This is a genomic window from Bacillus sp. SRB3LM, from assembly GCF_015712745.1.
Taxonomy (GTDB): domain Bacteria; phylum Bacillota; class Bacilli; order Bacillales; family Bacillaceae_G; genus Bacillus_A; species Bacillus_A thuringiensis_K.
The window spans coordinates 298,012-324,380 of the sequence record NZ_VWVQ01000004.1 but is presented as its reverse complement, the minus strand read 5'-3'; the positions used below and the strand labels follow the sequence as shown (position 1 = coordinate 324,380).

The following is a 26,369-nucleotide window of genomic DNA, read 5'->3' as shown; positions in this document are numbered from 1 at the left end:
AGTCATCTGAACCTGAATAACTAATATTGAAAAAATGAATATTCAGAAAAAATAGGCCGAATGAATCCAGTTATGTTATAATTAGTGTAACCGATATACTGTACTACCTTTTGCTCCCTGATTTGTATAACAAGTCAGGGAGCTTTTCGTATGCTTCCTGTTCTACGATTCTATTTTCAGCAGATTCCCATATAAAAGTAATATATTGAAAGTACTCGGGTTTTCGGTATGTGACGACTATTATTTCTCCATCACAAAAGATTCAATTGTTACATTTTAAAGATAAACTTATATTATTTTAGTATGCATAAAAAGGGATTCTTTTCAAATTATTCTCCATGTGAATATTGATTTGCATATTCTACATAACGCTTTACTGATAGATGAGAAAGGAATCCTGTTCTTTTTATGACTTCCTCTGTAGACATATTTCTTTCTAGACAGCGTAGAATATAGGTATTCCGTAAGTGCTGTGCGGAAATTCCTTTTCTCAGTTGCGCTCTGGCTACTTCTAATCGAATCATTTTTTGTACAGCAATGGCTGTTAGTGCTTTCGGAACATCATTGTCATACACCCAACGAAATGTCCCTCGTTTAAAATCAAATGCAACCAATAACGGATCTGTACTGTGATATCTCGGACGAACTGGTTCAGGTATCGTTTTATAGTACGTAAATAAACGTATTTTATCCTCTTCCTTTAACATGATCCTTCTCTCTGTCCCTTTGTTATGTAGAACAGTAATCATGTTCTTTCCAAAGTGCACCTGTTGCATCTGTAACGATACGAGTTCTTGTAGTGTGAGCCCATAATCCGAAAGAAGTGATAGGATGGATACATTTCGATCTATGAGAAGCGGTCGAACGGAAAGTTGTTCTTCTGATAATCCTTCAGAAGAGGAAAGAATGTTTTTCAGCCTTTTCTTTTCTTCCTTCGTAATAAAGTCCTCCTTGCGTAGGGCCCGATTCGGTGGAGTGATTCCCTGCATTTCTACAATAGGACTTGGAATATCCAAGAACTGATACAATTTCTTTAACACGACTGCAATGCGATGAATGGTTTTCTCTCCATACTTTCGTTTGTATATGAGTTCCTGAAAATAGGCTTCAAAATCTTCTTTATCTATCTTGTTCCATAAGTTCTTTTCTTGAAAACGATTCGATGTTTGCAGCCATCTTCCAAAGTCCTCAATATCATAGACATATCGTTTAATTGTGGATGCTTTTCTTCCACGACTAGCTAAAAAGAAAGAAAAATTTTGTAAGGTATCCTCAAATTCTTTTCTATTCATGTACCTATCACCTCACTTTCTCTGCACAATTTTCATTTCAGCTTAGCTGGGTATTTCCAATCTCGCTTATCTTGTTTATCAGGTTTTGTTTTTGGCTTCTTTCGCTCTATTTTGTTCTTCACCTGATTTTGTTGTTCTAATGTATCTAACTTTGTTTGCATTTTCTCCATCTGTTCTTTTACTTCTTTAAGTTCCAACTTGATTTCTGATAACAACCTTAAAATTGCATCACCTTTATTCATAAAAATAACCTTCCTTTGTAGGATGAATATTTTCTCAATGTAAATAAGATTTAATTTTCAGTATTTTCAGTTATAATAAAGAAGAATAACTGTCATTATTCTCTTCTTGAAGGACGGACTATGCCAATAGAACCGTTCTTTTTTTATTAATACCTTTTATTATTTAGAAATTTATTATACTATACATTTGAGTAATTTTCATTTCATCTTTTACCTATGGGCAGACTATTTCAATAGTCTGTTCTTTTTATTTAACAGTTCGTAAAGGTGTACTTTTACAGATACGCAGAATCATAGGGTAAACTACGTCCATAAAAGTTGCATTTCCACTTTACAGATATAAATAGACTATAATTATGGTTGAGGTGAAAGAATTGCTACATAAAAAGTTTGGATATGTCAGAGTTTCCAGTAAAGACCAAAATGAAGACCGTCAGATTGAAAATATGAAATATCTTGGAATAGAAGATCGAGATATTTTTATTGATAAGCAGTCTGGTAAAAATATGAAGAGAGAAAATTATCAAATGTTAAAACGATTAGCTCGTACGGGCGATACTATCGTTTTTGATTCCTTAACAAGATTAGGTCGTAGCATGAATGATGTGCTAGAAGAATTTAGATATTACGAGCAACAGCGAATTAACTTACAATTTATTGAAGAACCTTTTATTAATGTGAATTATAATGGAGAAAGTACGAATGCTGTCATTCAACAGGCTGTACAAAAAGCGACCCTTACCATTCTATCTGCTTTTGCAGAAAAAGAAAGAAATGATATTAAACAACGACAAGCGGAAGGGATTGCATTAGCTAAAAAACAATGAAAACATTTAGGAAGACCACCCGTACAAATTACAGATCAATTTATTGAGGCGTATCAAGAATGGCAAGCTGGGACCATTACGGCGGTTGGAGCAATGAGAAAATATCATATAAAGCGTTCTTCTTTTTACAAACTAGTAAAAGAATATGAATCGCAAGGAACAATGAAACACATAACTAAAAATGGATGACATGTAAAGAAACGGTATTCGAGTTTCTTCCTAATTATATAGGAAGTGTAACTGACATTGTAGCTCACATCTAATATTTAGATCATGTCTTGCAAAATTTGGCGAAGATATGATAGCTATCAAGGGAATCTCCTTGATAGCTTGGGCTTGCTATTTCAGGTGTCCAACGGCATATATATCCCTTCATTTTTAAACAAACGTTTGATTCGTCAATATTTGTACAAAGTCCGGGGAAATTCGCTACGAATTACTATCTCATGTAGAATCTTCGCCATTCTATGTTTTTCGGATTTGTATTCAGAAATTACTCTTGTAGTACACGAAAAATCACCTAAGTTACCGGTACTTTTAATCTTTTTATTTGTGATTTTTCTTGCTTCATACAGCAAACTTTTCTGTTACAATATAAGCGAAGGTAACATGTACATGCTTGTAACCGATATCTCGTATGTGTATATTCAAGTAGCATTTGTTAAAGACCCTCTTTTTATAATAAAAAGAGGGTCTTTAACAAATATATGTTCTTGACTCCTATGTTTGTTACTTATTTTGATTGCCAGTCCGCAAAACATTCCCACTCTCTACTTTACTTGATTCGGTAATGTTGAGCCAGAATGCTCAATGGTTGGATGAACATGAACAGTAATATCAACATTACTAAAATAATTTTCCCCTTGATCCCAATTGGTACTTATCTTCTTCCACTCTTTATAATTATGCCGCTTATACACCTCTCCTAGTTCTAATACATCTACCTTATACTTTTTTTGAACCAACTGTATTGATTTTTGGATACACTTTTCCATTTCCTTTGCAATTTCTCTTTTTACACGTTGCTCATTCATCACTTGTTTCTGGTCCCTAACATGTACTTCTGCTAATATCCCTTCCAGAGATACATGAACATCAAACTTTGGCTTGATTATATTTGTCGTAGAGACTGTAATCTTTCGGCGTACTCTATGAATTTCATATGTAATACTTTGCTTTTTTTTGTGGATAGTAAAAAAGCCCGCAAATTTTTTACCTACTATATAGTTGATGTCTTGTGTTTGTTCCCCACTCAAGCTTCCCACATACTTCGCATCTTTTCCACGAAACAAAGCTGCACCTTCCACTTTTACTCCTTGTTTTGTTAACTGTAAGACAGGTAGTATAAAACTTCGGTGTGCGACTATTTTTTCCTGCACATCCCCAAGTCTTGTCGTCTCAACCATATGCGCATTTTGGGGAGAATGTTCAGCTAGCATATCAATATACTGTGCAGGTAAATTTTCCGGTGTTGCACTTTGTTGTAAGATAGCTTTTGCATGTTCATCGGAAACAAATAGCCGGATATTTCTCCTCATTTCATGATTGCGAATATATACATCTAGTATATTTTGTAAAATATATGGATGTGAGAGTAACTTTTTGGAGAAAATGATCACTTGTATATGCGGAAAAAATAATGATCGACTAATCTTTTTATCGATCATTCGTATTTGTTCAAACACACTATCTGCTTTCGCACTCACATTAATATAATTTTCACCATCGTCATTACCTCGTCCGTTTTGTTGTGTTGTCTTACTGGGAAGAACCATTTGGTATGTTCCCTGCATAATTGGATTCAATTCCTTGTCCTTTACCATATCGTAAGCCGCACCTACTACAAATCCTCGTTCTTCTATCTCCTCTAGCTCAGAGCATCCAGTTATACATCCAGCAAAACACATCACTAATATCATTTTAAGAAGGTGTTTCATTTCCATCATTCTTTCTTTTTATGTTATCATAGGTTATTTCTAACATACTGGCAGTACTTCTATTTGATAGAATGTCCATTGAACAGGAATTAGAGATCATGTTTTATCGTAACCCTTATAAATAATATGCATGGGGACAAAGTTTCTTATACAAATTTTTCCCTATACAAAATTCTTACTTCCTATAGAGGCATGTATAGTGAGCCTATAATCGTAAAAGAATTCATTCAACGAATGATTACTTATCAGGAACGTATGTGCAGATTAAGGTTGCATAATTGAAATCATCTGTGTCTATTTTATTAATTTAACGAATTTCCCGAAAGAATTCTCCTTCCTCAAGCCTGTGAAGGGCGTAGCCCAACGGTAGGTGGGAGATGAATTTCGGTTTGGCGTAGCCAAAAGGTTTTCCTTTTTATTTTGCCTCTGATATAATCAGTCTTATAAATTATAAAGGCTGGTATATAAATGAAATTAGATAGTAATAACCATTCAGTATTCTTGTTATATTATCACCTTGTGTTGGTCGTGAAATACAGAAGAAATGTGTTTGATGATGATATGTCAGACTATGCAAAAGATATGTTTGTTCGACTATCTGAAAACTATAACATCACATTAGTTGAATGGAATCATGATGTAGACCATGTTCATATTTTGTTCAAAGCACACCCTAATACAGAAATGACAAAATTCATCAATGCTTATAAAAGTGCAAGTTCTCGACTTATTAAAAGAGACTTTCCACAAGTGAAAAAGAAACTTTGGAAAGAGACGTTTTGGTCAAGAAGTTTTTGCTTGCTAACTACTGGTGGTTCGCCAATAGACGTAGTAAAAACATATATTGAAAATCAAAGTGAAAAGTGAGGTGAAATGATATGACAAAGCAGAATAAAGCATATACATTCCGTTTGTATCCAACAGAAGACCAAGCACATTTTATGTGTAAAACCTTCGGTTGTGTACGTTTCGTGTATAACAGAATGTTAGCTGAACGGAAAAAAGCGTATGAAAAACATAAAGATGATAAGGATCAACTAAAGAAACAAAAGCTTCCCACTCCTGCGAAATACAAAGCAGAATTTGAGTGGTTAAAAGAAGTTGATTCATTAGCTTTGGCAAATGCTCAACGAAACTTGCAAACTGCCTATAAAAATTTCTTTAGTGGTCAAAATGGCTTCCCGACATTCAAAAGCAAAAAAAAAGGAAGTCTTATACAACGAATGTAGTGAACGGAAATATTATGTTGCTTAACGGTCATATCAAATTACCAAAACTGAAAATGGTACGTATCAAACAGCATAGAGAAATACCACAAGGCCATATAATCAAGTCATGTACGATTTCTATGACACCTACTGGTAAATACTATGTGTCCATTTTGACTGAATACGAAAAAGAGATCGTACAAAAAGAAGTAGAAACAGTTGTTGGATTAGACTTTGCGATGGATCAATTATACGTCAGTTCTGAGGATGAGAGAGCCAAATCCTAAGTTTTATCGTGAAATGTTAGACCGATTAGCAAATGCTCAACGAGTATTATCAAGACGTACAAAAGGTTCAGGGCGTTGGAATAAACAACGTATCCGTGTAGCTAAGCTGCATGAAAAAGTAGCAAACCAACGTAAGAACTTCCTGCATCATAAGTCTAAAGAGTTAGCTACTCATTTTGATGTTGTCGCTATTGAAGATCTAAATATGAAGGGAATATCGCAAGCACTTCATTTTGGAAAAAGCGTCGCTGATAATGCTTGGGGTATGTTCACTTCTTTCTTAGCTTATAAACTAAATGAACAAGGCAAACAGCTTGTGAAAATAGACAAATGGTTTCCTTCCACAAAAACATGTAGCAGTTGTGGAAATATGAAAAATATGTCATTGTCTGAGCGAGCCTATTCTTGTATAGGCCTCACGGCACCATTTTGGGGAAATTGTACGCTAAGGACTACAAACCCTTATCATTACAGTGTTTTTTAAAGATGAGTATATGTTCATAAAGATAAAATCCTAAGTTTAATTGAACACTGATTTGTGTACACACTTTATGAACACGATTATAGCTAAAAATTGTTGATATTATTGAGTTTTATCGTCTGTCCATAAACATACAATTTTCTGTACACATTTTCTTGGCTTCAATTTTGTAAAGTTCCGGAAAAGTATTTTTTCACCTCAAGAAACAATACATACACTGCTAAATAACGCTATTTGAATGTGCATATCACAAAAACTAAAAAAGCAGAGATGGAAACCACCTCTGCTCAATATAGCTGTGTCTTGTAGTTTGTCCTACGCAAAGAGAAGCAAATTTGTGCACGAACACTGTTAAAAGTTAATTACCCAAAACACTAGAATACTTATACATTTTAAAATCCTGATGGAATATACAATGTACAAGTTGTAAACATTCATTATCATAAAAACTTTTATATGTAGGCAATCTTGGGAATAGAGGATCGGTTATATCTACATCTGCATAATTTCCTTTATGTGACATTTTTTCAGATTGATGATGCCATGATTTTGTTAATATATGTAGTGGTGATTTTTTTAGATTGTATTTCATTTCTAATGCACGAATTGTCATGTCGAATTTCTCAAGATAAATATAGCTAGTTATAAATTGCTCTTCTCCAGGTATATATTGTTGATCAATATGTGGGTCTAAGTAAGCCTGCTGCTTTTTTATATGCTGAATATAATACAAATATTGTTTGAACGAAAATCCTTTTACGCTGTTTTCATTTTTATAAAGGAATTGTTTAATAGGCTTCCATTGCGGTAGCTGATATCCTAAAGGATCTATCTGAGCAACAAAAGAACTAACAGCTCTATAATAAGGGTTTCGAACTAACTTATATGTCTTTTTTTGATTCGTTTGTAACGCTTTTATCAGTTCACTTTGGTAGGAGGGTGCTGCTTTATATATCTCATAATTATGAATAAAGGAATGATATTTAAATGCTGTTTTTAATTCATTAATTTGATAAAAAAACCAATGCGCAAAGGAAGTACAACCACTTTTTTGACTCCAAAATAAAATGAGGGGAAAATCTTTTTGAAAATGAGGGATACGTCCCTGTGCAACTATAATGTTAGATGCATTTGAATTTGACATCACGTTTCCCCCTTGTTATATATTAACATTATCCAATAATTGACGTATCCGATGATTATAAGTATGTTCCTGCAATGTTCTTTTATAGGCATTCGTCGCAATTTGTAACCGCTCTTTTTTATGCTCTAAATAATACTCTGATTTTGTAATAAATTCTGTAGAGGAATGAAACGTTTCTATTTCCGTACCTAGCTTGTAATGTGCCGAAAGGTTACAACGTACATCTGTTAATTGAAAAGCACATGAACTTGCAATTTCAAATGTACGATTATTAATAGAATGCGCTGCAATTTTTAAAGAGTTACGGTTTAATGTTTGATCCTGTGTGGAGCGATGCATATTTACATTAATTTTAGAGGAAGTATAATACTGTAAACTTTCCTCATACGTTGCAAAGGGTAGTAATTTAATTTTCTCTTTTAATGATTCATAATGCTTAAGTTTCTCCCAACCATAGCCTACAATACATGTGTTTTTTTGTTTTAAATAATCAGCAATTGAATCAATAAAAGTCAATCGATTTTCAAATGCAGTACCCAGAAAACTTATATCGTACTTATAAGACAATTGTTCAAGGCTTGGTTTATATATACTTGAATCAGACGCTAGAGGGACATAATATACATGATTACAGCCTAATTCCTGATAAAAATTAATGATTCCAGCATCTTGTGTAAATACATAGTCATAGTGCGGAACTATGTGTTGGGTAAGATCGGAATAATAGGGATCATCCGTTAACCATATTCCGGTTTTATATCCATAACGCTTTAACATAGGGATGATATCATGATTGAAATCTGGATGTAAGCCATGTAGAACAAGAATAAAATCTGGTTTTGTTTTAATTGCTGTTTTTATAGCCTCTTTACTGGAAACCATTGTGACGGCTTGTACTACTTTCTGAAGAGCATTATATATAGATATTTCTAGTGACGGATAATAAAAAGGGATACCAGATTGAACAAATAAAACCTTTGCATTTAAAGGATTCATATTTATCACCTCTTTCAAATTTATGTAATGTACAAAATAATAAAAATAGAGCAATATTTATAGTATATATAAATATTAGCTCTACTTTTCACAGATGTATCAGGAGGAACAGGAACCTCCTACACCATATATATGTTTCATAATGAAATGTAAGAATATAATTATCTTATTTTGTTGTATAAATTTAGCCTTATTTTTGTACCCTTTCTCATAAGCGAAAGATTAACGTTAAGAGAATCAGTAATTTATGTCTAAATTGTGTCTAAACGTACAATTTTCCCGAAATGGTATGGTGAGGCCCATGCCCATCAACTTAAGAGAACAAATAGAATGAAATTCCTTTCCAAAGGGTTACAAACTGTTCAACAGATGGATTATTCTTAAAAATTCACATGCTAAATAAACTCTAACGAGTTTTCTTTTTAAAACTATGCAGCTTTCTTTTGTTCCCTAGCTATACTATACTCATAATGAACACCCATGATATCAAAGACCGTTTTCTTCTCATATCGATGAGATTTCCGTCCGTTTTTCTCTAGAAGGTGAAACAGTCGGGTTAGAAGCTTTGTTATCTCTTGGGTGTTTTGTATGGATTGATAGAGGAGAAATAGATGATCTTGAATCATTCCAATTGCCTTATATTCACTTAATTCTTTTTGCTTCTTCTGTAATAAAAGTTGACGCATTTTAAACATGGTAGAAGAACATAAGAAAATAGCAATCAGTTTTCCGTATAAATGGCACTCTATTCTTTCTTGTTTAACAGTGCGACAATGATCTATATCAAATAATGATTTCCACGTTTTAAAAGCAATTTCTATCTGCCAGCGTAATGAGTATAGCTCATGGACTTGTTCCATCGGAACCCACTCCCAAGGTGCATTTGTCGCATATACATTTAATCCCGCTACTAATTTACTTTTCTCTGAATAGGTTCTGTGTTTTGACTTTTCTTTTTCTGCAATTTTCTCTAGGCGTTTTTGTAATTGTGCCGCTGTTAAACGATGAAAAACGAGACGTGAAAATAACTGCTCTTTATTTCCAATATAAGCTTGCTGATATTCTATTGTTTCCCCTGGTTGAAGTTGATTCAAAATCTGTATGAAATTGATTTTTATGTATTCTGATTGTTTTTTAATGGAACCATTTTTAAAATATTCCGGATCTGGGTTTCTTACATATACGTTTGTATTTAACTTTAACCGCGAAATATAATACGTCCCCCGTTGATCCATTTGATCTAAATCCTCTAATGAAAAATATCCTAAATCACGAATACATAAATCGCCTGGCCGTAACGTATCTAAGCATTCTGTTCCAAATGTTTTATCATTGTTTTTGCCAGGTCCCACTTGAACCAGGATATATATGTTCCAAAGTGTTAGGTACCTGAAACAAGGTAGCATCCATGATGCGAATGCGTTGAAAATGGGGAAAAAGTTGATTAGAAAGGCGAGTTTGCTCACAGATTTTTTGTTGTAACAACAAAGAAAAGATATGTTTTAAAAATAACACTGATTTTTCATTAAATCGTTTATTTAAGCCCTCCGGGCTAAGTACAGTACCTGTAACAGCGTGAAGTCTACTACATAATCGTACTAAAGGATCACTGGCCACCCTTTGACTAATCCAAATACAAATGGTAGCTAAATCTGATCCCGAAAATTTGCGTTTTCTCTTTACAAACCTCATCTCTCTTGTTAGTTCTTCCAAAAATTCAGGTGTGATATAGCGCTGTAATTCTTCTGCAAATGGTTGTAACTCCTCTTGAATCGAGAGATTCATAAAAAAACGTCACCCTTTCTCATTTATATTATGTAAGAAAGAATAACGTTTTTTTGTACTTGGGGGTAGTAAAAGCCCTTAAGTTGATGGGCATGTATGGTTAGGCCTAGTAAAAGAATATGAAGCACAAGGAACAACGAAACATACAGCTGAAATTGAATGATATTTACAATAGCAGACGAGGCCTGATCATTCCATGTTCTTGCACCATCGCCCATGCTATAATCCATTAAGTTCAGAAAATCCCTATTTTTCGCTCTTGTCAATGCACGACCTTGTGCATTCCTATGCTCATAAATTATTGTATAATCACCGAACTTATGTGTACGTATGGAAGACACTTTATCATTACTAACCGCATTAAAATTGGTTAAGGTGACTGGGATTTCTATCTGTATTTACATTAAATTGATGTCATGATAAAAGGTAGAATAAATTTGTCAACAGAGTTGTAATGCTTTCAAAAAATTAGGTGCAATGGGATGTTCCTTTACATAAGATTTAAACTCTATTTTATTATCGAAGCCCAATATTGTAGCTTTTTCATTTCCTTCACCTGGTGTTGCAACCTGATAAGGTTGCCGCCGATGTATTAGATACACTAAATATCATTGTTCCAGTTAATAAAGTGGTAGAAACTACACACATAATACGTTTCAAACTCATCACTCCTTATAACGCATTGTACAATGGAAAGATTCCCATAGTAAGCCCTTCATTTATTTCTCAATGATGTGTTCTTATAAAGCCCGCAAGTAACGAAAGGAAACTGAAATAGACCAAACAACACTTTACGAAGGAGTTTGGCTGTTCCCAATACACGGTAAACTTGATTAGCCAGAAAGTATCGGTTCCCTGTAGCGCGATGAGTAAACAAAAGCAATTTGTATGACAAGGCATGAACTATTTCATAACAACCGGAACAGGTCTTTGGAATATCATTGCTTCATAAGAGAATGTCCTCTCTTATTAACATTTGTTCTTTTTCATGTTTTCGAACTAGACTGAGGGATTACAAATTAAGAAGAAAAAAGTTAGATCGCTTCATTTGCAGCATAAAACATTTAGGTTCAGCAACTTATTAGTCAAAAGAGTTCCTATTGAGAAATAAATGAAGCGCTTATTATCAAGAGAAATCCACTATACAATGTATTCGTACATATTCTATTTATAGGAGTGATGAGTTTGAAACGCCTGATGGGTATAATTTCAACGGTATTCGTAACGGGAGGATTACTTGTGCCTACGATTGATGCACAAGCTTCCACTACTGTACAAACTGAGGTGGCAACTCAAGAGGAAATGTCACAAAACTGGTAACGTCCGGACCGCTTTGATTACATGGTAAAATTACAGCGTGGCCAAAGTTCTAGTCAGTCACCTATTTTTAATTTGGACGAAAGAAGAAATCATGTGCAATTTAAAATCATGAATGAGTCAAGGTTCAGTAATTTAGTGTAAAAATTATATAAAATGGAAAACAACGGTAGAAGCCCTAATAGAGCCGTGGTAATTGAACGGGATACAGTTGATAGGAAGGCAACAAAAATATTTGATGAAAGATTTCAAAGAGGAGATTATTATGTAGAATTAGAGTGTGATCGAGACGGACATGGCAGACCAGGTCGTGGCGAATATGAAGGAAGTGCATTTATTGCTATCCTTGGATAGATAGTAATATCGCATAAATCAAGTGAAAGACAAGAACAAACCGACTTTTCATGGTTTGTTTGTTCTTTTTTAAATTTTTATATGACTTTCTCCGAAATACTGCAAACGGAGTTGTGGTGCTTCTCGTTTATAAAAAATTCGATGGGTAAATAAATTTAAACGAATAAAAATGTTTGATGAATTTTATATCATACAATGAATGCAACTTCTATCTTAATTTATCTCCTTATTTGAATTCTCTGTTCCTTGTATCTTCGTTTTATCATACACGTAATAACAGATTTTTTACTATACATTTGTGCGGATCACAGTTTTAGTTGTGTCTGTAAAACCAATAGATGACATAATAATGGTTTAATAAACCATATATAGCCGATTCTATCTTGAACAACCCATTCAGGTTCATCTACAAACGCTTTGAATTTATATATAATATGAAAATGCCTTAATGAATTAATAGGAACAGTGCCCTTATACTCACTCTTAAAATGATTATAAATAATTTTTATATCATAAAAATTTAAAACTCACTTTTCCCCCTTTAAAAAGGATAAAATTAAAGTTGTTTCTAATAAAAGAGGATTGTATTTTGAAGATAACTTCTGTATGGTAAGCCTATACTATACAAAACCTACATCCAGGAGTGTGATACATAATGAAACCAATTTTGAAAACAAGTATAGCTCTAACGCTGTTCTCTCTTTCTCTCGTGGGGTGCTAGTCGCTAGAAACACAATCAAAACAAACATCTTCACTAATGGAACAACAAGTTATGGCAAACGCTTGGTATCAAACGGCTGGAGAAGTCAAAGCGCTCTATCATCAAGGGTATAATATAGGAAAGATGAAATTAGACATGGCACTTGCCAAAGGTACCGAGAAAAAAACTGCCATCGTTTTAGATTTAGATGAAACAGTCGTGGATAATAGTTCATATCAAGCCATGATAGTAAAAGAGAAGAAAAGGTTCCCTTATAAATGGGAGAAATGGATTCAACAAGCAAAGGCAGATGCCCTCCCTGGCGCTGATTCCTTTTTACAATATGCAAATGAAAAGGGTGTAGCGATTTACTACATTTCCAATCGCAAACAAGATCAGTGAGATGCTACGTTACAAAACTTACAGAAATTGAATATTCCGCAAGCTGATAAGGAGCATGTTTTATTGCAAGGACAAGGGGAAAAAGGAAAAGAAGAGCGAAGAAAAAAAGTGACGACAGAACATGATATTGTTCTATTCTTTGGAGATAATTTATCTGATTTTACGGGATTTGATGAGAAATCTGTACAAGATAGAAATCAAGCTGTCGAAGAGATGCACGAAGCATTTGGAGAAAAGTTTATTGTATTCCCGAATCCGATGTATGGGGATTGGGAATCCGCTTTATATCAATATGACTTCAAAAAATCAGATGCTGAAAAAGACCAACTCCGCAAAGATGCATTGCGTGTATTTGAAGATGCAAAATAGCGGTCCCTCTTAGGTCAACTAGAGGGATGTTTACTATTATATTTTATAGGCTGTGGTCAGCTGTTATTTGGAAGATTGAGCGCATTCGCTCAATCTTTTTTCATACTCTCTATCCGTCCATCGACATCCGCGTGGATGAGATTGCAAAATGTAGCGAGTACCCCATACTCGTCAAGGGGATTCCCTTGATAGTGGGATATTTATATAGCAACTATATCGGGCTTCTTTACTTATCTTTACTTTTAAACAAACGTTTGATTCGGCGTCCTTCAGACGAAATCAATGTGGATTCGCTACAATTCGTTATCATCTGAACATTGCCTAGTCTATCTTTTATTAGAGAGGATGTGCTACACTTATGAAAATCTGTTGTATAAAAAGTAGGTCAAAAAAATCCTGAAATCGAGAAAAGTAGGAAGGAGTATTGTAAATGAAAAATGGTTTTAAGCTACGACCATTGGAACGGGAAGACTTAAAATTTGTACATACCCTCACGAACAATGCGAATATTATGTCTTATTGGTTTGAAGAACCGTATGAAGCATTTGTTGAATTACAAGATTTGTATGATAAACATATTCATGATCAAAGTGAACGCCGTTTTATTGTGGAGAAAAATACAGTCATGATTGGATTGGTTGAATTAGTAGAGATTGATTACATTCATAGACGAGCAGAATTTCAAATTATGATTGATCCCCACTATCAAGGCAATGGCTATGCAAGGGAGACCACCTGTTTAGCTATGCATTATGCTTTTTCTGTACTCAATTTGCACAAGCTGTATTTAGTTGTAAACACAACCAATGAAAAAGCGATTCATATTTATAAAAAGGTGGGTTTTTCTATAGAAGGGGAATTACAGGGTGAATTTTTTGTAGATGGCCAGTACCACAACGCAATCCGAATGTGTATGTTTCAAAAGGATTATTTAGAACAACTTCAAGAAAAGATAGTCCATTATCAATAGAAACAGTCTATTGATAATGTTTGAAAAAATACAGATATAAATGAGAGGTTTGTCTATGATTATTCGAAAAATAGCTATTTTGATTTTCTTGTCCTGTATATTGTTTGTCCCCTCTAAGTCATTTGCAGAAAACCTAGGGACAACACATGAACGCCTTAAATTATTTGAATATTCTTTTTATACTTATGATAAAAAGGAAATTACAGAAAGTTATTATCGGAATGCATTTGGAAAAACCGGTGTAATGCTAAAGAAAGAACTTCATAATATTATTGATAATCATAAAAAGCTATCCTACAATGCGCTATGGGAAGCACTACGTGATACAGATGAAGACCAAAATAATAGAAATAATGTTATTCTGTTCTATACAGGGCGCTCACAGGGGAAAAATACGAATGGATCTCATGTAGATGACTGGAATCGAGAGCACGTGTGGGCAAAATCACATGGTAATTTCGGGACATCTCCAGGACCTGGAACGGATCTTCATCATATAAGAGCAACCGATGTATCTGTAAACAGTTCACGTGGTAATTTAGATTTTGATAATGGGGGCACTCCTCATTTAGAAGCAACAGATTGTAAATATGATAGTGATTCTTGGGAACCTCTTGATAATGTAAAAGGAGATATTGCTAGAATGTTATTTTATATGGCTGTTCGGTATGAAGGGGACAATGGAGAAATTGATCTGGAATTAAATGATAGAGTAAACAACAATACCTCTCCTTATATGGGACGAATATCGGTCTTATTACAATGGCATAAACAGGATCCCGTGGATCATTTTGAACGAAGGCGTAATGAGCTTATTTATACAAAGTACCAACAGAATCGGAACCCATTTATTGATCATCCTGAATGGGTACAGCAAATTTGGAGCTCATAAATGGATTCATACTAAAATATTTACATAATCGTTAGTACCTTAAAACCCTTTGAAAAACTGAAATCGTTTTTCAAAGGGTTTTGTTTTTAATATAATGTGAACATATTGTACACCGTATGCTGATAGATTTCTCCGTTTGTTTTAAAAGATCCAGAAAACGTTCTTGTCTCAGGGACATATCTTCCCCCATTTGTTTCTGGATATGCGGATGTTTGTTTACAGGAAAAATAAAGATTCAAAGGAAGTTGAAACGAAACTTTTCCATTTTTATCTGTTCGTTTCTTTGCATACTCTGTATTGTCTTTTTTATTATAGATTGTAAATTCTACATCTGCTAAATTATTTCCAGGATAATACTTAAATCCCCCAGGCTCACTATGATCATATTTCCATTCCATAGCTGTCAATGTAATTTCTAATGTTCCCACTTCATTTTTTTGTATTTGTAGTGATGGTTCACTAGCTGCTTTTACATTTTGCGTTGCCGCTGTATTAAACAGAACTGCACCTATTACAAAGGGTACAGCTAGAAATCGAATTGCATATTTTACAGTTTTGTTCATTCTATTTCCTCCTTCATATATGAAATGGATTGTTCCTAATAAACATCCATTGTTCTCAATTTGTCTCCCTCGTAACAATTCCAAGTTTTACATAAAACATCTATCATGATGATAGATTCAGCTTTCATTCTTTTCTATTTCACCATGAATCAATTATATATAGGTAATTCTCATGTTAACGAAACTTAAATGAATCATTAACGATACTTTAGTTACATTGTAAATGGATTTCATATAACATACAAGGTACTATCTGTATTTCTCAACCTACGCATATTACGAATCAGAAAAAAATGTCTCCCTGTGTAGAACAGTGAAAAATCGAAACAACGTAGATGTATGGTGATTTTATGATACTTATTTTTCCTATATATGTTCTTAACATGAGATACAGGTAAGAATCAGAAAAAAGAATTTCATATTTTATAAGAAATCTACAGAATATAAGAATATATTTCTCATGTTTTAGGTTATTGACACCAAATTTTATCCTCTCTAGACTAAACATAAGATCACGTCCGAATTCGCATCAAAAGCTTACCAATCTTAAAAATTGGCAAGCTTTTTTTATTTCAGCCTGTTCATGTGATCGTACTTAATAAGGGAGGCGTTATCAATTGACATTGCTAGAAAATATATTGACGCATAATGAAACGTTTGTACAAAAACAAGAGTACGAACCTTTTTCTACGACCAAATTTCCAAATAAAAAGTTATTGATTGTAACCTGTATGGATACCAGACTGTTAACATTATTACCACAAGCATTGGGCTTACAAAATGGGGATGCCAAAGTCATAAAGAACGCAGGCGCTGTGATTTCACATCCTTTTGGTAGTATGATGCGGAGTATCATACTGGGCATTTATGAATTACAAGTGGAGGAAATTTGTGTAATTGGTCATGAAGATTGTGGCATGGCGGGTTTGCAAGCAAAGCCGCTATTAGAAAAGGTAAAACAACAAGGCATTGATTCCACTTGCATTCGTACCTTACAACATGCAGGAATCGATCTATCTACATGGTTAACCGGTTTCCGCAATGTACAAGAAAGTGTCCAACATAGTGTAGAAATCATACGCCAACACCCCTTATTACCATCTTATGTACCTGTGCATGGACTTGTCATTCATCCCAAAACAGGAAATTTAGAAGTCGTTGTAGAGGGATATTCCTACGCACATACAACAAGTCCTTAAATACATGCAGGAAAAGGAGGAAAAACGATGAGATTTTCAGGCAGATATGCAGGATATAACCTTGCGAACTTACAAAAAGATATGCTGGCAGGATTGGTTGTAGGGATTGTAGCGATTCCGCTTGCAATGGCATTTGCCATTGCTTGCGGTGTACGACCTGAATATGGTATTTATACGACAATTATCGCAGGAATTCTCGTATCCATATTTGGTGGATCAAAATATCAGATTGCAGGACCAACAGGCGCATTTGTACCCATCTTACTTGGGATTGTGATGCAATATGGCTATGAAAACTTATTAATTGCTGGTTTTATGGCAGGAATTTTACTTATTATCATGGGCGTATGCAAACTAGGAAGGTTTATCACCTTTATTCCGCGACCTGTCATGATTGGTTTTACGACTGGTATTGCGGTCATCATCTTCTCCGGACAAATTGCAAATTTTTTAGGGCTTCATCACCTGGAAAAGCAAGAAACCTTTTTTTATAATATGAAAGAAATTGGGACAAATATCGCCGAATTGAATCCGTACAGTATTCTTACCGCTTTTCTTTGCTTAGGAATTGTGGTTGCAGCTACAAAATGGTTACCTCGCATTCCAGGCGCATTATTGGGTTTGGTCGTTTCCAGTTTGATCGCAACCCTGCTATTTCCGAATCAAATTGAAACGATTGGGACTACATACGGCGATATCCCGCATCAAATACCGGACTTCCAAATGCCTGAATTTACATGGGATACTGTCCTTATGTTACTTCCAGCAGCCTGTATCATTGCGGCATTAGGTGGGATTGAATCATTGTTGTCTGCCATGGTGGCAGATAACATGGCAAACAGCAAACATAATAGTAATAAAGAACTGGTGGGACAAGGAATTGCTAATATGGTGGTACCATTATTTGGCGGCATTCCTGCGACCGGTGCTATCGCTCGGACCGCAACAAATATTAAAAATGGAGCGACTTCGCCAGTATCAGGCATGGTACATGGAATGGTAGTATTACTGGTTTTATTATTTCTATCTCCGCTTGCCTTTCATATTCCACTAGCTAGTATGGCACCGATTTTAATGGTCGTTGCTTGGAATATGAGTGAAAAGCATGAGTTTATTCATATCCTAAAAACAAAAACAGGAGATACCCTGGTATTGATTTTGACGTTCCTATTAACCGTTTTCGCAGATCTTACAACCGGAGTCAGTGTGGGGTTACTCCTTGCGTTTCTTCTGTTTATTGGAAAAATGAGCAAATCTTTACGTGTTCGAAAAGTATTGCCAGATCCAGTAGATTCCTATGTCAAGTCAGACATCGTCGCAAATGGGAAAAATTGTCCGCAAATCAGTATCTTTACTGTAGAAGGTCCTTTATTCTTCGGCACCATAAAAGAATTCGAAACATCTATAGAGTCATCCCTACAGTCTAACGCACACATTCTTCTCCTACGTATGGGAAACGTTTCTTTTATGGATACTTCGGCAGAGTCAGCAGTAGAACACATTCGAAAGAAAATGCTAGAAAAACAAGGAACCCTTTTGATTTCCGGTATCCAGCATCAACCGAAAGAAATATGCCATCAAACAGGATTATACGAAAGAATTGGCGAACCACACTTTTTCACACGTACAGGAGTAGCATTGCATTTTGCACTACAAGAATTGGAGATATCTAAATGTAAAGGCTGTAAACAATTTGCGTTTCAAGAATGTACAACACTTTCTGGACAATCTGCAGAATCAGATAAGAAACGTTCTCCCTTGGAAATCAACATGTAAATCATGAAGTAACGTGATAAGTATATCTGCTGTATGTTCGTTTGTTCACAAAAGACCTATGTTTTAGAGGACATTTCTATAAAAGGTCCTCTTTTTTCTTTCTTCTGTATGCTTCAAGAAGGAAAATGCAGAAGCACAGTTAAATACTTATAGTGGTGTCATACACCATTTTTTAAACCCATCGAAGACAAACCGAATGTATCATCTAAAGGAAGAAGGAGCGGTCCGATGGAATTAGAACAAGTTGTGCGCAAATATGAAACAGATTTATTACGTTTACCTTATGTTGTAGGAGTAGGAATGGGATGTGTACAAGGAAAAGAAGTGATTCAAGTATTTGTTTCAAAAAAAGTACCACGTTCTCAATTAAAAGCAGTGGAACAAATACCTACACAATTAGAAGCATACCCCACGAACATTATAGAAGTGGGGACCATTACAAATCATTACACGGGGTAAGGGGGCGAGTGTTATGGGAACACATTCAAATATAAAAGTGTTGACGATTCAGGAACAACAAGACATTCAAAAGGTACAGCAAAGTGTAGAGGAGGATTTCTTACAGTTTCGGAATGTAACAGGTATTGGAGCTGGTATTCAACAGGTAAACGGGGTTATGACAGGCACACCCTCTTTGCTTGTATTTGTAGACCAAAAACTACCTGTGGAAACATTAGAAACCAATCAAGTCATTCCAAAAGAAATAAACGGCATCAAAACTGACGTCATTCAAACAGGGTATCTACTTGCTGGGAATCAACAAACATTACAAGTTGATACACAGGCACTTTCCACTCGAATTCGTCCAGCCAAAGGAGGATATAGCGTTGCTCATCGAAATGTGACGGCAGGTACGATTGCGACTTGCGTATATGATATATTACCAAATGGTTCTACCAATCCGCCCGCACATGGATATGGTATCCCAAGTCGATATTATATACTAAGTAACAATCATGTATTAGCGAATAGTAATAATGCGAACATAGGCGATCCTATTTTACAACCTGGTCCAATTGATGGGGGAAGCGATCCAACGGATCGGATTGCAACTTTATCAAGGTTTGTCCCAATTACCTTTTCTTCGCAAGTACCACTTGAAAATCAAAGCAATCTCGTTGATGCTGCGATTGCAGAAGCACCATTTCATCAAATCGATCGTTCGATTCATTGGATTGGTTCTATGCAAGGCTGGCGACGACAACAAAATGTTACCGTCGGTACACGTGTCATGAAAACGGGACGGACAACAAATCATACACATGGCGTCATTACTGCAGTAAACGCAACCGTCGATGTAAATTACGGAAGTGGTAGGGTTGCACGGTTTCGAGATCAAATTGTCACAACAAACCTTTCTTCCGGAGGAGATTCTGGCTCTTTAATCACGACAAATGATGGCGTTGCCATTAGATTGTTATTTACTGGTTCAACCTCAGTTACAATCGCCAATCAGATGGACAAAAAACCACCATGCAATCTTTTTCAAGCCCTTTACAAGGATTTCAAACAAAAAGTACGCCTTGGTATCAAAATTAAGGCGTACTAATCAGGGTAATGAGCAAGTACATGTTTGCTGAACAGGTACTCTAGAATAACACAATAATTTATCACACTTTTCTATGTATGACAAGATAAAAAGAATGAAATAAGACTATGTATCCAATACTTTTAATAATTTTACATCTGCTGGAATAATAGCCCCTAAAAATATTAACACAGTAATTGCGATGGTCATATGTATAATCCCTTTCCCTAGTAAAGAATTTTTATTGTTATAACGTTGAAAGGGGATTTTGTCCTTTATCGAATCTATACTCCATACCATTTTTAGAGGTGTGATCCTATTGACTGAAACATTGTTTACTGTCCTCTTCTCTCACAAAATATATCCTATGTTAGGATGCAGAATATTTTTGTATCGTTTCTAAGACTGCGGCCACAATACTTTGCATATGTTGATGCAATTTCTCTATTTGTACCAACCGTTTTTCTCTTTTATACCCTGTCATATCTCGTACCATTTCTACAGAAAGAATTTTTATTTCTTGATAAGCCTTGGAACGTTCGAACGCCAATGTCTCTGTATACGCTAACTTAGGAAATGGATTGTGTTGTTCTTGTTTCTTTCGCTCCCATTGCTGAAATATATATTGAATCCATAGTTGTATTTCTTCTCGCAGGAGCATAATTTTCTGTATTTGTTCTTCTTTTCTATTTCTTCTCATTATGGTTCACCTCATTCTATTTCCTTATCAAAAACCTCTCAAAATGATTTTTTAAGAGGTTGGACACAAGTCAGGAATTCATGGGTTCTAATCGTATCATATGGGATTCTCACAGTTCAAATGTTTTTTATTTTCTTGAAAAAATCGTTACATATGCGATACTTATATTGACCTACTTAGGAGGCTTCCGGATGTAAAAACGCATCTGTTCTCGTACCGTTATCTTGCAATAATTTTTTGGGTAGGATTATATAAATCATTTACAAGTTTATCATATTCACACCTTGTAATCAGTTTCATATATAATTGAACTAATAATTCCTTATGAGCTTTTGAAAATGCCATTTTGTCAATCCATTTAGGATACATACAACGCTTCGCTCCATTTCTGTTTGAACATTCTGTCACAACGAATTATCTTATATAGATATTCCACTAAAATCAACTGAAATTTCTAAGAAAACAAAATTTTTTCTCTTTTTTATATTGCTCTTCCAATCTAAATCCTGTTAGCAACCCATTGTATATATATTATTATAATTGATAATAAGCAAAAGCTATTAAATTAGAAAAATATAGAGCATTATAATACGAAACGGCTAAAGGCAAAATTAGAAATGAGTCCGGTACAATACCGGACTCATTTTTATCAAGCTGCTTAATGAAGTAACCGTGTCTAACTTTTAGGGATCACTTCAATTGTCAGGTTATTTTTTATCTATTAAATTTCGTTAATTATGGAAAATACATCTTTAAAATAATACTATAATAAACTTCACTTAATAATTTATTGAAAATGCCATTTTAGGATTAGTTTTATTTTTTAGTTAGCATTATTTTTTCTTAAGAGTCTTTACTATATTAATACAGAAGGTTAATCTTAAGGTAAAGAACAAAAATGGATGTAACCATGTTCTAAAATTAACCAAAGTTACAATAACCATTACTATAAAACTATAATTTAAAATTCTCTATATAATAACATATGCGTCGATTATCAACCATTTTTTACATTAAATTTCTTTCTATATTGTTCTTACTGAGGGTAATAACGGAGTCCTTGCTATGAACCGCAAAATAAATGAATAAAACACTAAGATTGGTTACTAAAAATAACATTCGGTAAAAAATGTATTACTATAACCTAGTTTTACACGTATCTCGACTGAAGCCCATGCATTAGTTTAATAACCAATTTTATTGGCACTGAAATTATAAATTATTCTTTCCCCCCTTTGGCATCTATCAGAAAAAATGGTTCTGGTGCAAAAAAAACAAAATGTTTGAAATGTGTTTTTTAAATTTGGCTATACTGGTACTACTACTACTTCAAAAAAGGTGTGTGATCAGTATGGGCCCAGAAAATTTATTTAAGTGGAAACATTATCAACCAGATATTATTTTATTAACAGTACGTTGGTACCTGCGGTACAACTTAAGTTTTCGTGATTTGGTAGAAATGATGAAGGAACGAGGGTTATCTTTGTCTCATACAACGATTATGCGTTGGGTTTATCAATACGGACCGGAACTGGATAAACGTATTCGACGTCATCTGAAACAAACAAATGATTCATGGCGAGTGGATGAAACATATATAAAAATAAAAGGGCAATGGATGTATTTATACCGTGCGGTTGATTCTAAGGGAAATACGATTGACTTCTATCTCAGCAAAACTAGAAATCATAAGGCTGCAAAGCGATTCTTTAAGAAAGCTTTGCAGTCTTTTCATGTCTCAAAACCTCGTACCATCACAATTGATAAAAATCCTGCTTATCCAGTTGCCATCACCAAATTAAAAAAAGAGAAAAAAGTGCCGTTAGGCACTCAAATTCGACAGATAAAATATCTAAATAACGTAGTGGAGCAAGACCACCGGTTCATTAAAAAACGTGTACGCTCTATGTTAGGATTTAAATCTTTTGCCACAGCGACATGTATTCTTGCAGGAGTAGAAGCCATGCATATGATAAAAAAAGAACAGGTTGATTTACGGAATCAGTCTGTTCAAAATCAAAAAGAATTTATTCATCAATTATTTGGATTAACAGCGTAAAGAATGATCCCAGTAGGAATCCTCATTCTTTCTTGGGAACATATCCTTTCTTTGCACCAGAACCCAATTCTCTGATCATAAAAAATTCCCCAATCTTGACCATAGCTTCTCCACTCCATCATTGTCGTTTTGAAACCATTGTCCGTTATTTTTGGGGAATTTGGAACCGTTGTTATAAAGGATTTTACCACCGTTACTAACAATTATTCACTTAAATGAAAAAGTGCAACAAATAAAACTTATTTTTAAACAACTTTAATAACCTCGTACCAAATTAACAGGCAGAAGGTTATTGTATTTCTAGACACAAAATTAAACAACTTGATTATCACTGCACATGAACTCCGTATCCCTATTCGTTAAAGGTGTAGAAATACTGCCAGATGGAAGTGTCGCTAGAACTGGAACGAACTATAGCGTGAAATTCCAAGAAGCCCATGATGCCTCAAAGGCGAGTATTCAGAGTAGGATCTCGAATTTGGAGAGTGGTGGGGTTAAGGGTACGGGTGATATTGATAATCCTATTAGAACATATCGTGGTGTAGAACTTCAAAATATAGATCCAGTTTATATTGCAGATCAACGTACAGTCGTTGAGATGCCTTTTGTTGGGAAAGGCGAAAAGTACACTAATGCAGAAGGATGGAGACGTGATTTAAAGTATTTTTGGAGTGAACTCCTTGATCGACATCCAGAAGCATTCAGCCCGAATAATAGAGCAATAATAGAAGGTAGGAATCCGTTTACTGATAGTCCTGTTAATGATAAGGTGTTTAGGGAATATTTCTCTCAATATGATGTTAAAGGTGTTAGGGGGGGGACAAATTAGTTCATCATCATATTGGTGGAGGTGGACAAGCATTTCCAGTGCCCCAAAAACTACACCCAGGCTCCGGTGGAATTCATAATATAGAAAAAGAGGCAGGAATATGGGGGAAAGATAAAATTTATTCAGAGTTACTACAGAAACTTATTAAGGAGTGATTTCTAATATGAAAGAGGTTATGAAAGACTATTTTGAAAAATTTATAGATAAATGGATGGAGTACAACAAGTCCTTACCGCAAATAGCATGGAATGAAGATGTAGATGAATTTATATATTCGGGTGAAGAAGATGAATATGGATATATTTCTTGGAAACCAATAGAGAAGGGAGTGGAATTTTCCTTTGATGAAATTGAAAGTCAATATAACGTTCAGTTACATGATTCGGTGAAGCAGTATTTCAATTCATATTGGTTTTTAGAATTAACGGGATGGGTTTCTTCTTATAATATTAATTTGCACCCCGTTATTCCAGGGATTGAACCAGATTATTTTATTTCACTTGTCAAAGACTATGCAGAATCTAAAGAGGATATTTTTAAATTTATCCCAATTGGTTTTGAATCAAATGGCATGTTAATAGTGCTAGACAACAATACAGGTGAAATTTTAGTTGAAGATTTTGAATTAAATGAGTATAAACGAATAACTAATAGTTTAGAAAGTCTCATTTCACAATTGAAATTTAAGGATGAACAATAGAAATCTATGGTTGAACTTTAAGTACGACAAAGTGTTTAACCTATTTTTGTTTCTTGTGGGAACTGGATTGATTTAGATACAAGTACTGAAATTGTTATGAACTGTATTAATAATGAGAGTCATTTACCTATTCCTGTTAGATTAGCAGATTTAGAAACACATAAAATGAGGAAGAAGTTAATAGGAGAATAAAACAATGTATTCTATATTTATTAAGCAATAAATACAAGTAGAATGCATTTATATAAACTTGTAAGTTTTACCTAGTATTTGTCACAACATGTAAAGGCTGTCGAACTGTTACTAAAAAACTTACAAATTAAATACTACTTAAAAACATATAAATTTAAAGCACTTGATTGTCTACGAAAGGCAACAAGTGCTTTTTTATAGATAGGCATGCTATAAAATTTTGAAAATTATTTTTGTGAATTAAGGCTAACCCAAATTACTGGTATTATATAATTGGAAATACATTAGCAAAAGGTGCGGACTCCGTATCCCCAATCTTTAAAGGTGTAGAAATACTGCCAGATGGAAGTGTCGTTAGATCTGGAACGAACTATAGCGGGAAATTCCAAGAAGCCCATGATGCCTCAAAGGCGAGTATTCAGAGTAGGATCTCGAATTTGGAGAGTGGTGGGGTTAAGGGTACGGGTGAAGGTAGTACAAAAGTTAAAAAAACTGATAGTTTGTATAAGAGAAGTAGTTTTAGAAAAGGTACTCGTGTTAAAGCAGAAAGTGAAGCACCAAAAAATGCAACAGGAAAAATGATTTGTCCTACGTGCTGAAAAGATATTCCAGATAGTATTACCATTAATACTAAAAATGGACCAGTAAAAAGAATTGGATATGACTTAGATCATTATCCAGATACTTGGGCAGAAAGAGTTGTAAGTATGAAAACAGGTGAAGTAAAACCAACACGAAAAGAAGTATTGGATGAATATAATGCTCGAATAAGGGTTCAATGTCATGAATGTAATATAAGTCATAAATTTGAAGGAATAGAAGGAACATATAAAGGGGAGATAAAAGAATGATAAATTACGGAGAGCTTTATTATGACCATTATAGTAAATATTTAGGTGATCCAATAGACCGAGAGGTTTTTAAAAATAATGAAGAGCTTCCGAGTATGCAAATTTTAAAATATGAAAATGTATTTGAAGAATGTTTAGTTTTTAATACACTTGGACTCAGTAAATATGAAGAAATAGTAGGGGATAATGTTGAAATTTCAATGGTAGTTGATGGGGCATTTAATAGTACAGGGTATATCCTTGCAAGTGCTTTATTTTATTGTATAGGTAATGGAATAGAAATAGGACGAGGAACAGCAATTAGTGGTATTGAAAGTATTGATAAATCATTTGTTCAAAAATATAATAAAAGTGCAGTTTACTTTACTGAACCATTCGCTTTTCCAGAAGAATATGGTGATGTACGTACTGGAAGTGAAGATCAAGATGGTAAAATTTTGTTAGCATTCTTTATTTCCCAGTCGGAATATGAATGTTTTGTAAAATACGGAACAGAAAAATTTGAAGATTTGTTAGAGGAAAATAACGTAGATCCTTTTAATGTTAGCAGGAAATCTATAATTTGAGGGTTAATTAGTATTGAAAGGTATAGACAATTAGGGTTAGAAATTAAAGAATTCACATAAGACAAGTAAACGAAAAAGAATTTATTTTTGAAGTGGAAAGAAAAAGAATAAGCTGTTAAAAAGTAAGTACTCCATGATGGTTGTACCATCATGGAGTATTGTGTGCAATGATAGAATAGAAAACGAAGTACGAGCTTAGGCGA

At 34.4% G+C, this 26,369-nt stretch carries 19 protein-coding genes and 9 pseudogenes; 19 read left to right on the top strand and 9 right to left on the bottom strand.

What is annotated here, in order from left to right:
• Positions 1–329 precede the first annotated feature (329 nt).
• Both F3I02_RS03175 and F3I02_RS03170 read right to left on the bottom strand, forming a co-directional pair.
• The gene (locus F3I02_RS03175; protein ID WP_196477583.1) at positions 330–1,292 is read right to left on the bottom strand and encodes a tyrosine-type recombinase/integrase; all 963 of its coding nucleotides are present in this window, start codon (positions 1,290–1,292) and stop codon (positions 330–332) included.
• A gap of 32 nt (positions 1,293–1,324) precedes the next feature.
• Positions 1,325–1,534, bottom strand: a complete 210-nt coding sequence (locus F3I02_RS03170) for a hypothetical protein (RefSeq protein WP_088081389.1) — start codon at positions 1,532–1,534, stop codon at positions 1,325–1,327.
• Positions 1,535–1,890: 356 nt separating this feature from the next.
• On the opposite strand from F3I02_RS03170, the pseudogene F3I02_RS03165 reads away from it, so the two are divergent.
• Positions 1,891–2,550 (top strand): annotated as a pseudogene (locus F3I02_RS03165) (recombinase family protein).
• Positions 2,551–3,131: 581 nt separating this feature from the next.
• Here the strand turns inward: F3I02_RS03165 and F3I02_RS03160 are convergent.
• Positions 3,132–4,298, bottom strand: coding sequence for a Ger(x)C family spore germination protein (locus F3I02_RS03160; RefSeq protein ID WP_196477582.1), 1,167 nt, complete (start codon positions 4,296–4,298; stop codon positions 3,132–3,134).
• Between the two features lie 468 nt (positions 4,299–4,766).
• Between F3I02_RS03160 and tnpA the strand changes: the two genes are divergently transcribed.
• Together tnpA and F3I02_RS03150 are read left to right on the top strand one after the other, a co-directional pair.
• Positions 4,767–5,165 carry an IS200/IS605 family transposase gene (gene tnpA, locus F3I02_RS03155; RefSeq protein ID WP_196477581.1) on the top strand — a complete coding sequence of 133 codons (399 nt, stop codon included), beginning with the start codon at positions 4,767–4,769 and terminating at the stop codon, positions 5,163–5,165.
• Between the two features lie 11 nt (positions 5,166–5,176).
• Positions 5,177–6,205: pseudogene (locus F3I02_RS03150) on the top strand (RNA-guided endonuclease TnpB family protein); the annotation flags it as partial.
• A gap of 427 nt (positions 6,206–6,632) precedes the next feature.
• On the opposite strand, the gene F3I02_RS03145 reads toward F3I02_RS03150, so the two are convergent.
• The 3 genes and pseudogenes from F3I02_RS03145 to F3I02_RS03135 all read right to left on the bottom strand — a co-directional run bounded on the left by F3I02_RS03145 (position 6,633) and on the right by F3I02_RS03135 (position 10,199).
• Complete coding sequence (locus F3I02_RS03145; protein ID WP_196477580.1) at positions 6,633–7,418, bottom strand: sulfotransferase family 2 domain-containing protein; 786 nt, start codon at positions 7,416–7,418, stop codon at positions 6,633–6,635.
• 15 nt (positions 7,419–7,433) lie between these two features.
• Positions 7,434–8,414 (bottom strand): CgeB family protein, encoded by a 981-nt coding sequence (locus tag F3I02_RS03140; RefSeq protein ID WP_196477579.1) that lies wholly within the window; start codon positions 8,412–8,414, stop codon positions 7,434–7,436.
• A gap of 428 nt (positions 8,415–8,842) precedes the next feature.
• Positions 8,843–10,199: pseudogene (locus tag F3I02_RS03135) on the bottom strand (IS4 family transposase).
• A 1,185-nt stretch (positions 10,200–11,384) separates the two neighbouring features.
• On the opposite strand from F3I02_RS03135, the gene F3I02_RS34330 reads away from it, so the two are divergent.
• The 5 genes and pseudogenes from F3I02_RS34330 to F3I02_RS03115 form a co-directional block, all read left to right on the top strand.
• Positions 11,385–11,519 (top strand): hypothetical protein, encoded by a 135-nt coding sequence (locus tag F3I02_RS34330; protein ID WP_269061757.1) that lies wholly within the window; start codon positions 11,385–11,387, stop codon positions 11,517–11,519.
• Positions 11,520–11,705: 186 nt separating this feature from the next.
• Positions 11,706–11,870 (top strand): hypothetical protein, encoded by a 165-nt coding sequence (locus tag F3I02_RS03130; protein WP_196477578.1) that lies wholly within the window; start codon positions 11,706–11,708, stop codon positions 11,868–11,870.
• Between the two features lie 754 nt (positions 11,871–12,624).
• Positions 12,625–13,341: pseudogene (locus F3I02_RS03125) on the top strand (5'-nucleotidase, lipoprotein e(P4) family); the annotation flags it as partial.
• A gap of 430 nt (positions 13,342–13,771) precedes the next feature.
• Positions 13,772–14,311: a spermidine N1-acetyltransferase gene (speG, locus tag F3I02_RS03120; protein ID WP_196477577.1), complete on the top strand. Its 540-nt coding sequence runs from the start codon at positions 13,772–13,774 to the stop codon at positions 14,309–14,311.
• A gap of 211 nt (positions 14,312–14,522) precedes the next feature.
• Positions 14,523–15,203, top strand: a pseudogene (locus F3I02_RS03115) (endonuclease I family protein); the annotation flags it as partial.
• Between the two features lie 86 nt (positions 15,204–15,289).
• Here F3I02_RS03115 and F3I02_RS03110 read toward each other — a convergent pair.
• Positions 15,290–15,766, bottom strand: coding sequence for a SpaA isopeptide-forming pilin-related protein (locus F3I02_RS03110; RefSeq protein ID WP_196477575.1), 477 nt, complete (start codon positions 15,764–15,766; stop codon positions 15,290–15,292).
• A 617-nt stretch (positions 15,767–16,383) separates the two neighbouring features.
• Here F3I02_RS03110 and F3I02_RS03105 point away from each other — a divergent pair.
• From F3I02_RS03105 to F3I02_RS03090, 4 genes are all read left to right on the top strand, one after another.
• Complete coding sequence (locus F3I02_RS03105; RefSeq protein WP_196477574.1) at positions 16,384–16,965, top strand: beta-class carbonic anhydrase; 582 nt, start codon at positions 16,384–16,386, stop codon at positions 16,963–16,965.
• 27 nt (positions 16,966–16,992) lie between these two features.
• Positions 16,993–18,741, top strand: coding sequence for a SulP family inorganic anion transporter (locus tag F3I02_RS03100; protein WP_196477573.1), 1,749 nt, complete (start codon positions 16,993–16,995; stop codon positions 18,739–18,741).
• Between the two features lie 228 nt (positions 18,742–18,969).
• On the top strand, positions 18,970–19,200 hold the full coding sequence (locus F3I02_RS03095) for a hypothetical protein (protein ID WP_196477572.1): 231 nt from the start codon (positions 18,970–18,972) through the stop codon (positions 19,198–19,200).
• Positions 19,201–19,213: 13 nt separating this feature from the next.
• On the top strand, positions 19,214–20,290 hold the full coding sequence (locus F3I02_RS03090; RefSeq protein ID WP_230876759.1) for a S1 family peptidase: 1,077 nt from the start codon (positions 19,214–19,216) through the stop codon (positions 20,288–20,290).
• 349 nt (positions 20,291–20,639) lie between these two features.
• On the opposite strand, the gene F3I02_RS03085 is transcribed toward F3I02_RS03090, so the two are convergent.
• Positions 20,640–20,969, bottom strand: coding sequence for a hypothetical protein (locus tag F3I02_RS03085; protein ID WP_196477571.1), 330 nt, complete (start codon positions 20,967–20,969; stop codon positions 20,640–20,642).
• Positions 20,970–21,188: 219 nt separating this feature from the next.
• Positions 21,189–21,377, bottom strand: a complete 189-nt coding sequence (locus tag F3I02_RS03080; protein ID WP_196477661.1) for a hypothetical protein — start codon at positions 21,375–21,377, stop codon at positions 21,189–21,191.
• A gap of 161 nt (positions 21,378–21,538) precedes the next feature.
• On the opposite strand from F3I02_RS03080, the pseudogene F3I02_RS03075 reads away from it, so the two are divergent.
• The 7 genes and pseudogenes from F3I02_RS03075 to F3I02_RS03045 form a co-directional block, all read left to right on the top strand.
• Positions 21,539–21,631 (top strand): annotated as a pseudogene (locus F3I02_RS03075) (IS3 family transposase); the annotation flags it as partial.
• Between the two features lie 689 nt (positions 21,632–22,320).
• The gene (locus F3I02_RS03070) at positions 22,321–23,028 is read left to right on the top strand and encodes an IS6 family transposase (protein WP_196477570.1); all 708 of its coding nucleotides are present in this window, start codon (positions 22,321–22,323) and stop codon (positions 23,026–23,028) included.
• 337 nt (positions 23,029–23,365) lie between these two features.
• Positions 23,366–24,012: pseudogene (locus F3I02_RS03065) on the top strand (hypothetical protein).
• 8 nt (positions 24,013–24,020) lie between these two features.
• Positions 24,021–24,557: a SecY-interacting protein Syd gene (locus F3I02_RS03060; RefSeq protein WP_151153573.1), complete on the top strand. Its 537-nt coding sequence runs from the start codon at positions 24,021–24,023 to the stop codon at positions 24,555–24,557.
• Between the two features lie 39 nt (positions 24,558–24,596).
• Positions 24,597–24,749: pseudogene (locus F3I02_RS34605) on the top strand (endonuclease V); the annotation flags it as partial.
• A gap of 281 nt (positions 24,750–25,030) precedes the next feature.
• Positions 25,031–25,600, top strand: a pseudogene (locus F3I02_RS03050) (GH-E family nuclease); the annotation flags it as partial.
• Positions 25,597–26,166 (top strand): suppressor of fused domain protein, encoded by a 570-nt coding sequence (locus F3I02_RS03045; protein ID WP_000611567.1) that lies wholly within the window; start codon positions 25,597–25,599, stop codon positions 26,164–26,166. The pseudogene F3I02_RS03050 and the gene F3I02_RS03045, both read left to right, overlap by 4 nt.
• Positions 26,167–26,369: the final 203 nt, after the last annotated feature.